The organism is Cellulomonas humilata, assembly GCF_013359775.1.
Taxonomy (GTDB): Bacteria; Actinomycetota; Actinomycetes; order Actinomycetales; family Cellulomonadaceae; genus Cellulomonas; species Cellulomonas humilata.
The window spans coordinates 203,489-215,787 of the sequence record NZ_JABMCI010000067.1 but is presented as its reverse complement, the minus strand read 5'-3'; the positions used below and the strand labels follow the sequence as shown (position 1 = coordinate 215,787).

Annotated in this window: 7 protein-coding genes; 3 read left to right on the top strand and 4 right to left on the bottom strand. The window is 65.4% G+C overall.

All coding sequences use genetic code 11. The annotated features are described in order from the left end of the window. Positions 1-72: 72 nt before the first annotated feature. Entirely contained in the window at positions 73-1,716 is a 1,644-nt protein-coding gene (locus HP550_RS14545) for a GTPase domain-containing protein (protein ID WP_175348392.1), read from the bottom strand. Continuing rightward, on the bottom strand, positions 1,713-5,591 hold the full coding sequence (locus HP550_RS14540; RefSeq protein WP_175348391.1) for a GTPase: 3,879 nt from the start codon (positions 5,589-5,591) through the stop codon (positions 1,713-1,715). The genes HP550_RS14545 and HP550_RS14540 overlap by 4 nt, the downstream gene beginning before the upstream one ends. Positions 5,592-6,020: 429 nt before the next feature. Between HP550_RS14540 and HP550_RS14535 the strand changes: the two genes are divergently transcribed. Genes HP550_RS14535 through HP550_RS14525 form a run of 3 tightly spaced genes read left to right on the top strand, consistent with a single transcriptional unit; the run spans position 6,021 to position 8,855 of the window. Further along, complete coding sequence (locus tag HP550_RS14535; RefSeq protein ID WP_175348390.1) at positions 6,021-6,287, top strand: nucleoside triphosphate pyrophosphohydrolase family protein; 267 nt, start codon at positions 6,021-6,023, stop codon at positions 6,285-6,287. Further along, entirely contained in the window at positions 6,274-8,025 is a 1,752-nt protein-coding gene (locus HP550_RS14530) for a DUF2075 domain-containing protein (protein ID WP_175348389.1), read from the top strand. Before HP550_RS14535 ends, HP550_RS14530 begins: the two co-directional genes overlap by 14 nt. Positions 8,026-8,045: 20 nt before the next feature. After that, positions 8,046-8,855 (top strand): hypothetical protein, encoded by an 810-nt coding sequence (locus HP550_RS14525; protein ID WP_175348388.1) that lies wholly within the window; start codon positions 8,046-8,048, stop codon positions 8,853-8,855. Between the two features lie 4 nt (positions 8,856-8,859). Here the strand turns inward: HP550_RS14525 and HP550_RS14520 are convergent, their stop codons facing one another. Continuing rightward, positions 8,860-10,932 carry a DEAD/DEAH box helicase gene (locus tag HP550_RS14520; protein WP_210768107.1) on the bottom strand — a complete coding sequence of 691 codons (2,073 nt, stop codon included), beginning with the start codon at positions 10,930-10,932 and terminating at the stop codon, positions 8,860-8,862. A 7-nt stretch (positions 10,933-10,939) separates the two neighbouring features. Beyond that, entirely contained in the window at positions 10,940-12,295 is a 1,356-nt protein-coding gene (gene brxD, locus HP550_RS14515; RefSeq protein WP_210768106.1) for a BREX system ATP-binding protein BrxD, read from the bottom strand. Positions 12,296-12,299: the final 4 nt, after the last annotated feature.

Sequence of the window (12,299 nt, the reverse complement as noted above, 5' to 3'; positions counted from 1 at the left end):
TTGCACGGCGTCGCATGTCCATCCCAGCACAGTTCGCGCCGCCACGGTCGTTGCCTGAATTGTGCGCAGACCTCAAGACGACGCGGCCGTGGCCGCCTTCTGCCCCTCGAATGACAGGAGCGCCGAGCCGCGCCGGACGAGGTCGTCGGCGAGGTCGCACGCCTTCTGCAGGTCGGCCACCGCGTCCTCTCCGATCGCGTGCTCGCTGATCTCCTGCCGAAGCGCTTCGACGTCGGGCTCAAGGCTGAGCATTGCCCTGTCGGCCGCGTCGGTGACGATGCGCCGTACCTCGGCCTCGACTTGTTGGCGTCGAGTGCGCTCGCGTGTCCTCTCAGCCTCCGACTGGACCTTGCCTTCTATCAGCGAAGCTAGCTCGGTGACAAATGGCAGCACCGCGTTGACGACGTCTGCCGCGTGGCCGAGATCGAGAGCCGATTCGAGGACCTCGCCGGCCCGCGACGGGCGCTTCGCGGTTTCCTGAGCGCGGCGAACTTTGTCCATGGCCTTCAGGGCATCAGCAGCCTCTCTACCCAGGGATTGGATGAGTGGGGCAAAACTCAGACCTGGTTGGCTGGTGCCCTCGTCCGGCCGGGCGAAGGTCGAGTACAGGGACTCGAGCTGGGCCCAACCGCGCCCCGAGCGCTCCGTGACGAATGCCTGGATCGCGTCTTGGCGGATGCGCGCGAGCTGGGCTTGCTGCTCGTGCCACCACTCACTCAGAACTGGGTCGACCGCTTCCCGGATCGAGGTCTCGTCAATCTGGGGGCCATTGAGCGTGCGTCGGATCGCAGAATCGATGGCACCGCCGAGCGAAACCCTGGCAGCGTCGACCAGCGCGTCCACCCTCTTCAGATAGACAGTCGCCCTGCGAAGCGAGGAGGTTGCGACATCACTGGACATCGTCAGCTCTGCAAGCTCAGCGCGCAGCCCCGTTAGACGCTGGCCGACCGCGATGCTCCAGAAGCGCTGCTCCGCCGCAGCTCGGGAGCTCGTGAGCTCGTCGTTCGAGAGCTGGCTGAGGGCGTTGCTGAGTGTGTCCATACCGTCCCAGGCCCGGGAGATGTCCCATGTCGCGGGCTCTGGCTGAGGCTCGAACGCGCCGAGACCCGCGTAGTCGGGAACAACGACGTGGATCGGGCTGTCGGCGTCAAGAGCTAAGGATTCACGTAGCTCCTGTCGCTTTCTCTCCGCCCACTCCTGAAAGCCGATCTGGTCACTTGCGGGATCAACCGTTCCCTCGTCGGCTCGCGAGATCAAGAACCAGACGCACGAGACCGGCCACCCGGCGGCCAAGGTGGCGAGGAGCTCAGGACGTTCCCCGGTGGGTAGCTGCGTGTTGAGAGTCACGAGCAGCACATCCGTGAGCCCAAGACTTGCTCGGGCGGCATCCGAGTTCTTGAGCGATCGGGCGTCCTGCCCTTCGGGTGACAAGCCGGGCGTGTCTCGGACGAGGCAGCCGTCCACCTCAATGAGGCTGGACACAGAGGTCTCGTGTCGAGCGCTGACGGTGAGCCAGTCGGGGATCGGCTGGCCCGAGTCGACGACGAGGCGGCGCAGGATCGAGCTCTTGCCGGTGTCGTAGGCACCGAACAGCGTGACGACCGGCTGCCCGTAGGACAGGAACTCCGCCCATCGAGAATCGAGCACGTCGAGCGCGGCGGCTCCCGCCGCTTCGCTGATCCAGGCTCGCAGGTCGGCGATGGGTGCTGTGCTCACGTGGTTACCTCGGTTGTGGCTCGGTGGGACAACGTGTCGCCAGCGTCAAGAAGTGTGCTCACACTATCGAGCCGCTGACTGGCCTCCTGCGCTGACCTTCGCCGCTCGTCAGCGGCGATCTGGAGGCGTCCCAGGCTCTCGGTGATGCCGGCTCCCAATTCCTGCAATGCTTCGATCGGGCTATCTGGTTGACTCAAGAGATCCTTCGCGACGATCTCTCGGGTGGCGCGCACATGTCGCACGGCCTCCAGTCGCGCGCTCTCGCGATTGTCTTCCTTCTTTGCAGCGACCACCCATTCGACTATATCGAATCCGACCGCTATCACGCCCAGGACGGCGCCAACCTTGGCCACCTTCGTACCGAGCTTGACGGCCCCCCACGGCTTGAACTTGCCTCCGAATGACTTGACGATGGCGTAGACGGCGTCGCGAGTTCCTGCCGCCTTCACCATCGTCGCCGTGTGCTTTGTGATCTCGCCCGCAACGCGGACCCCGTCTTTGACGCTGTTCTTCGCGTCCTTGCCCATCGCGTCGTATTCGTCAGCCTCCACCGTGAACATCATGCGTCGAACCTCACGCTCGAACTCGGAGGCGTGACGGCGCGACCAATCGGTGAGATTGCGTCTGATCTCGGGCTCAAGCGCGGCGATCGCGCTACCCAGTCGAGGGTCCTGCCACCAGAACTGCAAGCGCTTCGACATGGTCTCGACCTCGTCGGGACCAGCGCCCAACGCCTCAGCCAAGACCTCGTTGGCGTGGTCATCGATCGCTCCACGCACGCGCCGCTCGACAGACTGCTCCAACAATCTGAGCTCCGCGAGCGAAGTCTCCATGAGTTGCTCGAAGCGCTCACCCGCGGCCTGGGCGCCTTCCAGATCGTCAATCTCCAACTTGGTTCGGTGTTGTGCGGCCAGGAGGGCTGACCGGCCGAGATCAATCGCCGTCACAGCGGCCATCCCGGACAGCGTCTGATCGTCGGCGCTAAGGAGGGGCGCGCTCATCGCGCCTGCACCATCCCAGATGCGATTGCCTGCGGCGTAGTCCGCTGCCGTCACCGCCGGCTTGTCCGCAACCAGTCCGTACGGATCAGCAGCGAGCGTGAGCACCTGATCCCGCGCGATGCCCATGCCTTTGGATTCAAGGATGCTGAGCAACTCGTCCACCTTCTGGCGTCTGCGCACGACGAACTCGCGGGGCGAGGCGATGGGATCGACACCAATCTCGTCGATGCGGCCGACCACGAAGATCGTGCGGCGACCCTTGCCGACGCTGGTTTCGTCGCCGAGGAGCAACCGGTCCAGTCGAGACGTGTCACCGATCAGCAGGTTGACGTGGAGCACGACGACGGTCATGGCCGACACGTCGGACGCCTCCAGCGCCGCGGCGTCGTGCTCATCGTGCCCGCTCTGGAATCCGGGGGAATCGACCAGCTCCAGGCGGCCGAACGCGTAGCGGCTCGGCGTGCTCGTGGCCGCACGCGCGTCGACCTGCATGTTTCGAGGGGTCTCCACCCCGGCTTCTGCCAGTAACCGTTTGATGAGGCTTGTCTTTCCGGAGCTGTAGTCACCCAAGAGGACGACCCTCGGTGGCTGGCCGAGAAGTGCTCTGGCCCGCCGCACCTCCGTCTGGGCGGTCTCGTCCAGGTAGGCGGATGACGCGAGACTGTCCAACCAGCTCTCGACCGGTTCTACAAATTCCCGGTAAGTGCTCGCGAGGTAGGAAGCGAAGGAATGTCTGTTCTCCTGCTCTACCGCTGCGAGGAACTCGCGATCTGCCTCGGACAGTTGTTCCGATGGGTCGCCGTGGCTGCTGTCGTCAAGCCAGTCCTCGCCAAGGAGCAAGGCTCGCACGGGCAGGCTCGAAGACGCGTCCGCGAGCACCCGTCCGGACGCGCAGAGGATGATGTCGGCCGGTGACGGCACCGGCGGTTGACTGGCTGCCTGTTCACGCAACCACACCGCATCCGCCGCGAGCCTGTGGCAGCCGGCGCGAACATGAAGCGCCTCAGCAAGCTGACCCGCCAAGGACTTCCGGGCGCTCGCCCAAGCGTCGTCCATGATCTTGGCCAACTGCTGGGCCTCGCACTCATCGAAGAACGTGTTGACGCTGGTCCGTGCGTCCGCCAAGGCGCGAGCGCGGGTTTCGACGCGACGCTCCTCTGAGCTCCTTCGACTGCGCTTGCCGAAGAAACCGAGCACGGCGCTCGCGATGCCCAGCCCGCCGAGTATGGCGGCTGCGGTCCAGCCGGCGGGGTTCCAGAAGTTCGTCAACAGCACGACTCCGAGGGCGGCCCCCGTTCCGCTGCTGAGAAGTCCGCCGGCCTTGAGCGCGTCAGCAGCGCGGCGACGCCCTAGGCCCGTGTTTCCCCTGATCGCGGTCGGAGAGCGGTCGATCAGGTCCAGGTCGATCCGCGCGTCGATTCTCACGATGTCCAAATTCTCCACGAGGAAGTCCGCTGCAAGGTTGCCTACAGCTGCTATTGACTTGGCGACCTCCTCGACATCGAAGACCTTCGACTCGAACTCGTCCTTGGAAACCTGACGGCGCCGGTCGAAGGCGTCAAGAATTAGCTCGTCAGCTGCCCCGTGCGAATGATCGCGATGCTGGTAGAGGTGTGATCGGAGGAGATGCCTCACGTGGCTTTCCAAACGTCCCGAGGAAGGCGCCGTGAATGGCTCGCCCCGCGCAGCCTCCAACCTTTCCACCAAGTCGGCGCCATCGTCGTGCGGCAAGAGCGCTCGGCGTCTCTTCGGATCGGGATAGCCGAGGATGTTCAGACCCTCTGCAACGACCCCTTCGATCGTCTTCCCGCGACGCTGCTGTTGGTTTGCGAGAAACTCGATCTCGTCCGCCCAGGCCAGCAGTGCAGCCTGGAGGCCCTCACGCAGCGCAGCGAGCCTGAGGTCGGCAGCTCCCTCGACAACGCACGCAGAGATCAATCGCTCGAGGACCGGCAGGTTAGACATCCGGTCCAGGTAGGCGAGTCCGTACGTCGATCTCTCGGCCTCGAGCTCCGTTGCCGCGGGGCCAAAGAACGGTGTCGAGGCGCGGGCGAACAGGCTGCGCTTCGAGTGGATGGCCACAACTGGCACATCCTGAAGACCGATCGCTTCGAGTTCGCTGGTGATGTTGTCGGCGTGCTGTTGTGCCGTTCGGGACAGCCCCTGGCGCTGAGCGGCGGCGGCGACCCTGGCGGGGTGGCGCCACATCGTGTTGCGGACGTTGAGAACGGCGATGACCGGCTTCCGGTAGGCGCGCACCCATGCGGCGACCTTGGTGAATTCTGATGCCTGTTGACTCTGGCTGTCGAAGCAGAGCAACACGATGTCGGCGACCTCGACGGCTTCTCTGGCGGCCTCTTCGAGGTCCCGTCGTGGGCGCGTCCGGCCCCACCCATTGATTCCGGGGGTGTCAAAGAGACGGCAGCCGTGCCAGTCGAGCGGCTGGACGTCAGTGGTGAAGTCACTTCGGCCGTCTGAGACCAACTGTCCGTCGAGCCTGCCGAGAGCCGATAGCAGGGTGCTCTTACCGGCTCCGGTTCGGCCGAAGAACGCGATGTTGAATGTCGACGCCACGCGACGACTGTCTTCGAGCCGATCTCTCAGGTCGGCTACGACGGTCTCCAGAATGACGTAGAACCCGTCGTCGTCCTTGGACAGGACTGATCCGGGGGACGATATCTCGAGCCACGCGTCCAGCAGGCGCGACTCGGCCTCGGCGACGATCGCGTCCAAACGGGTCAATTCTGCGAGCCCGGAGGCTGCGGCTTCAGCGACGGCACCCGTCAGGCCCGGCTGTTGCGCCGCTTCGAGTTCAGCCAGATCCCCGTTCCAGGTCGGGCGGTCGGGGACGACATCGTCGACACTCTTTGCCACAGAATTCGTCCCTTCAGCACTCACCACGCCACCCCCGTGCGGGACCGGTCCCGGCACAGCCGCGACAAGACAGCAATGGCATTGCACGAGAGCCGGTCGCTGCATGGGATGTCAGTGTCATCGTCGCCAAGGCTAGTCAGCCCGTCCGACACCCGTTGGCGCTTGCTCTGACCTACGGCCTCTCAATCGGAAGTCAAAGGCACCTCGCGGGCGACGTCCGGGGTATCGCCCAGTGCAACCGCACGGCGTCCCGGTACGTGCTCGACGCCCGTGCGACGGCCTCCAGCTCCGATCGGACAGATATCGCAGCGCATGACGCCAGCACAGTTCGCGCCGCCACGGTCGTTGCCCGCGCGCCGTCGGGCACGAGCTATCGAACGAGCGAGACGTCGTCACCGTGGCGACGTACGCCTCTGCTAGCGTGCCCAAATGGTCGACCCGAAGGTCCGAGCCGAGCCCGCCGCATTCGTAGCGCAGCGAGACTGGGCGCAATTCCACACTCCGGAGAATCTCACAAAGTGCATTGCGATCGAGGCGGGAGAGCTGCTCGAATGCTTCCAATGGGTTGCTGAAGCCGACCCTGACCAGATTCGCACGAACTCGCGGCACCTGATCCTCGACAAGCTGCTCGTAACTCGAGCGAAGTACCCAGCCAAGAAGGCTCGCGGACGAAGCACGAAGTATGACCAGCTCTGAGCTTGAGCGTCTCGAGTTCACCGCCCGCGCGTTTGACGCCTGGGCTGCTTCCGATCCCCGAGGCGCCAACTGGCCCGTCGTCTACGTCATTGACGGCCTCCCGACATCGGCACCAACCACGTCGTCCGTGTATGTCGGCGAGACGCTGAACGTCCGGACGCGCATCCGGCAGCACATCGACTCAGGCTCGAAAAGCGGGATGCGCAACGTCCGAGTCGTGGTCGACGACGAGTTCAACAAGTCGGTGTGCCTCGACCTCGAGTCCCATCTGATCCGGTGGTTCTCCGGCGACGGCAACTTTGCCGTCCTCAATCTCAACGGCGGCATCACCGACGCAGACTATTTTCACCGCGAGTCCTACCGGACGCGGTTCAAGGACATCTTCGAGCGGCTACGTCACGAGGGCCTGTTCTCGAGCACGATCACCGAGATCGAGAACAGCGATTTATTCAAGCTGTCACCGTTCAAGGCGTTGACGGAAGACCAGGCCGTCGCCGTAGACGACATCCTCGAGGGCTTGTTTGCGGATCTCGAGGCTAGCGCGCCTAGCACGATGGTGATCCAGGGGCAGCCAGGCACCGGAAAGACAATCGTCGCGATCTACCTGATGAAGCTGCTCACCGACATCGCCTCGACCGCACCCGCGGACGTGCTCGATCGGGACTGGATGTTTGCCGACTACTTCGCTGAGGGCCATAGGGAGCTGCTCGCAGGCTTCCGCATGGGCCTCGTCGTGCCGCAGCAGTCCCTGCGCACCTCGATCCAGCGGGTGTTCCACCGCACTCCGGGACTCGACAAGAGCATGGTGCTCTCCCCATCCCAAGTCGGCGGCGGAGACAAGTTCGACCTGCTGATCGTCGACGAGACCCACCGGCTAAATCAACGCGCGAACCAGCCCTCGGCAGCGCAGAACAAGAAGTTCGGCGAGATCAACGAGCGCCTGTTCGGGGCGGACGACAACGCAAAGACTCAGCTGGACTGGATCCGCGCACAGAGCAGTCACCAGATCTTTCTCGTCGACGCCGAGCAACGAATCCGTCCGGCAGACCTGCCTAACGAAACCCTGGGTCAACTTGCTCGATCCGCACGGCAGACGGACAGGCTGTACACCTTGAGGACGCAGATGCGCGTCAAGGCTGGAGCCGACTACGTGGAGTTCGTGCGACAGCTCCTCCATCCTGCTCCGGCGCAGCTCGCGCCCGATCGCCGGGCATACGAGGGCTACGACCTGCGTGTCTTCGACGACCTCGGCGACATGCAGAGCGCGATCGTCTCCCGGGACCACGACATCGGCCTTGCGCGTCTCGTAGCGGGGTACGCCTGGGAATGGAGGAGCAAGAAGGACAGTGACGCGTTCGACATCGAGCTCGACGGCTGCAGGCTGCGCTGGAACAGCACCGACAAGGACTGGATCAATTCGTCCGGCTCGCTCAACGAGGTCGGGTCGATCCACACGGTCCAGGGCTACGACCTGAACTACGCCGGCGTCATCATCGGCCCCGAGCTCGCCTACGACATGGCCAGTGGGCGGCTCGTAGTCCATCGCCATCACTACCGCGATCGCAAGGGCAAGGAGAACAACCCGCGGCTCGGTCGGGTCTACTCCGACGATGACCTGCTCGAGTTCATCGTCAACATCTACCGAGTCCTCCTGACCCGAGGCATGCAGGGGACGTATGTGTACGCGTGCGATCCAGCACTTCGCGCGTACCTCCACCGGCACATCGGACCTAGGTGAGCATCGCGGAGAATGGGTACGTGCAGATCAACTGGAGCCGCGAGGAGCTGATCCTGGCGTGTGATCTCGTCCGCCAGAACGACTGGTGGGAACTGCGACCGTCCGATCCACGCGTCGCGGAGCTCTCGCGCCGACTGCAGGTGCCGTTCGTCCATCCGACGGAAGGGCGTCCAGCCAACTTCCGGAACATCAACGGCGTCTCCCGCAAGACGGCAGACCTCATGACCCAGCTCCCTCACTACCAGGGCAAGGCGACGAAAGGCGGCCGTCTTGATCGGGTCGTGTTGGAGGAGTTCCTCGAGGATCCAGTGGCGATGGCAGCGGCGGCGGGCGAGCTGACCCTCCGGATCGACAACGGTGACTGGGGCCTGCTACCGGACCCAACGATTCCGAGCGTGGGACGCACACGGCCCACAGCCGCTCCGCTGTCGCGAGTCGCCGATCGACCGACGCTTGCTGAACGCCGCACCCAGCCAGCGCTCCAGCCGCGCGCCATCGATCCGAGCGGCCCCGAGGCGGCCCTGGCTTCGGCTCTGGTCGAGAGCCCGACCTTCCGCGAACAGCACGTGAAATCCGGCCGCCACGCCCTTCGGATCGGACTCGTCCACGCGGTCGTCGCTCAGCTCGCCGCGGGCGATGGCCGTGCGTCTTCGCGTGAGCTCGCTGCCGCCGCTGGACTCGAAGGCCGTTCCTTTGATCCGACCTGCGCAGCGATGCGCCGGCTCTTGAACCTCGAGGGCTACACCGTGCTAGCGCTGGACGCTGACGGCACGACTGTGCGCCTGGATCTGCCGCTGCTGCGCGACCAGTTCCGGGTCGACGCCGCGTAGAGCGTCACAGGACGACGATCGACGAACGGACAACGTCGAGGGCGCCGGGACGATCGACGAATCGCTCGGCGAGCGTGGCACGAGCGAGATCCGCGGGCAGTGCTGCTGAGAATTTCAACCCCTCGATGGCCTCGGGGCTGATTACCGGCAGCGCCGTGGAGATGTCCGCAGCCCGCAGCTCGGCGGGGCCGATCTCGGCCGGCATATCGATGTACGGGTTGTTCGACGCGGCGTCGGCGGCGATGCCGAGTGCGCCGACGATGGTCTCGTTCGCCCGCCGGCCCGCCCAGGTCCACAACCGGCTCCGCGGTCCGCGACGCTCCAGCACGAGCCCGCCGCGGTCAACGGTCCAGAGCTCCTCCTCACGCACGGACGCAAGTCGGTCCACGGCCCTCTTGGAGAGCGTGACGCGGGGATCTGCGCCAAGCAGCACGTCGCGTTGAGCTCGGCTCAAGGCAAACGACTCGGACACTGCTCCGCCCGACCACCGCGAGACCCCCTTCTCCGGCTCCGGCCGGACGAAAACTGTGTGCTTCTCCCAGTCGACGTGCTCGATAAACCATGCGTACCCGGACAAGAGCAGTCGCGACTCGGCGCCCGGGGCATGGCTCCCGACCGAAAGCGGCGAGACGAAGCCGATCTCCTTCGTTCCGGCAAGAACTCGCAGCTCCAGGTCGGCCGTGAACGTCGCGAGCAGATCCATGAAGTGCCGCCGCCCGAACTCCCTCTCCGCGCGCGGACCCATGAAGCAGATGCCTTCGTCCTCGACCAAGAACTCTTCGGCGCGCAGGTAGTCCAGCACGACGTCGCCGTCGGCCATGACCTCACTGTCACCCCACCATCGCCGCCACGTGCTCGGGCCGAACCGCCCTTCTTGGAGCGCGAGCGCAAGGAACTGCTGTGCTGCCAGATGCCTTGGGGACGGCGGCGGCTCGACCGGCTCGACGTACCCCCGTCCCCAGAGAAGCAGGAGCCCGGCAGCACGAAGCAAAGCGTCACTGCTCGTGGCGACGACGAGCATGTTGCGCACCGACCCTGGACGTCGACCGGTACGCCCAAGGCGCTGCAGCAGCGATGCGACAGTTCGGGGTGCGTCGATCTGGATCACGCGGTCGAGGTCGCCGATGTCGATGCCGAGCTCGAGGGTGGAGGTCGCGACGATGACGCAGTCGTGCGCGTCGGCAAAGGCCCGCTCGCTAAGCCGTCGTTCGTCGACCGAGAGCGATGAGTGCGAGACGTACGTGGTGACTCCACGCTCCCGGAGCTCGAACGCCAGCTCCTCGGCCTGAGCGCGCGCTTCGCAGAAGACGAGACGCTTCTCGCCGCGGAACATCTGCGAGAGCAGCACGGCTGCGTTGGTCAGCGAGCCGACGTAGTCGAGCGTGATCTGGGCGGCGGGCGCGTCTGCAGCAGGTGGGATGTCGACGAACACTCCCGGTGGCCGCGATGCAGACGACTCACTGCTCCCCCGCAGCCACGTGATCATGTCGGCAGGGTTGCCCACGGTGGCGGAAAGCCCGATGCGCTGCAGCGGTGCATTCGCGATGCGCTGGATGCGTTCGAGGACCGCGAGCAGGTGCCATCCGCGGTCCGCACCCGCGAATGCGTGGAGCTCGTCTACGACGACAGCGCGAACGTTCGCGAACATGATCCGGTGGTCGGTGCGCCGGGAGACCAGCATCGCCTCGAGGGACTCCGGCGTGGTCAACAAGATGTCGGGCCGCTCCGATCGGATCTTGCGCCGGGCGCCGTCACCGACGTCACCGTGCCAGAGTCCGACTGTTCGGCCGAGCCACCCGGCGTACGCCTCGAGGCGTGGGTGCAGATTGTTGAGGAGGGCACGCAGGGGTGTCACATAGATGATCGAGGTGCCCGTCCACTCTTCGGCGATCATCCTGCTGAGCAGGGGAAACATTGCCGCTTCGGTCTTGCCTCCCGCTGTCGGAGCGACGAGCAGCGTGTCGGCCCCCGAGAGCACCGGCCGCACCGCTGCCCGCTGCAAAGGGCGCAGGGCGGGCCACCCGAGGGTGTTGACGATGTGGTACTCGAGCGCCGAGTCCAGCCCCGTCTCGCTCACGCGGAGCTCACAGATCGAGGTCGATGTCGTCGACGCTCGCAGGTGCGGTGCGGATCGCCGCGCGCGCATCGCCCAGGTGGCTCGCTTCGAGCTCGGTCTCGGTCAGCTCGGAGCCCGAGATGGTGAGCTTGTAGTGCTGGCGAGGGTCGAAGTCGGCGAACTGATCGACCCGGTCGAGCACATCGCCTACCAGCTTCTTGAGGAACAGTCTGGGGGCGACACCGACGCGGCCGCCGAGCTCCCCCGCAACCGCACCTGCGAGCAGCTCGATGTACCGGTCGTCGACCACCGTCTCGATCCGGTCGGGCGACGTTGCGCCCGCGGCGTAGATGTCGCGCACCCGCATGCCGAGCGACCGCAACGAGTCGGGCGTGAAGCCGGGAAGCCGAATCTGGACAGCCCGCGGGTTGTCGAACCGCGCATCGGTGTCGAAGTCCACGGCAAGCCGCTGCGCCAGAGGAGCGAGGCGCTGCACGCCCTGCTGTCCATCGAAGAACGCAGGCGTCCCGGTCATCACCAGATAGAGGCCGGGGAACCGGCCACCGTCGACTTCGTCGATGAGCTGGCGCAACGCGTTCAGCGACTTCTCGCGGACGTCGGAGCGCACTCGCTGCAAGGTCTCGACCTCGTCCAGCACGACGACCAGACCTCGGTAGTCGGAGTCCCGCAGGACCGTCAGCAGCCCCTGAAGGAATCCGAGTGCGCCGAAATGGTCCAGCTCCCCGCGCACTCCCGCGGCACGTCGCACCGATGCCGCGACGTGCGGTTGACCGCCCAACCACGCCAACAAACCCTCTGCCTGAACCGCGTCCCCCTCGGCCCGAGCACGTCGATAGCCACGGAGCACTGTGGCAAACGCGGGTGCAGTGCGACTGACGCCGGCGAGACGCAGTTCCATCAGCTCGTCGGTCGCGCGCTCGAGTGCTGTCGCATCAGAGGGGTCCACCGTGCCGGTCGCGATGACGTCCTCGGTCAGGACGTGGAACCAGCCGTCGACAACGTCCCGCAGTGCACTTGGAGGCGCCTCGGCAGTCGACAGGCTCTCGACGAGGCGGCGATACACGGTCTCGAGCTTGTGCAGCGGGGTCTCTGTCTCGGAGATCTGAATCTCCGCGGCGGCAAAGCGTTCACGCTTAGCGCGCTCCACGAGCCAGCGAGTGAAGAAGGTCTTGCCTGAGCCGTACTCGCCGCGAACCGCCTTGAACTGACCGCCGCCGTTGGCGACGGTCGTGAGCTCGCCGTCGATTGCGGATTCGAACTTCTCCAGGCCGACGGCAAGCACGTCAAGCCCCTGTTGGGGCACGGTGCCACGACGGAGTGCGTCGATGACTTCGGAACGGCGACGGGGGCTGATGACGACCACGGCG

Coding starts and splice junctions, on each gene's coding strand:
- HP550_RS14535 (WP_175348390.1), top strand. CDS start 6,021: ATGGTCGACCCGAAGGTCCGAGCCGAGCCCGCCGCATTCGTAGCGCAG.
- HP550_RS14530 (WP_175348389.1), top strand. CDS start 6,274: ATGACCAGCTCTGAGCTTGAGCGTCTCGAGTTCACCGCCCGCGCGTTT.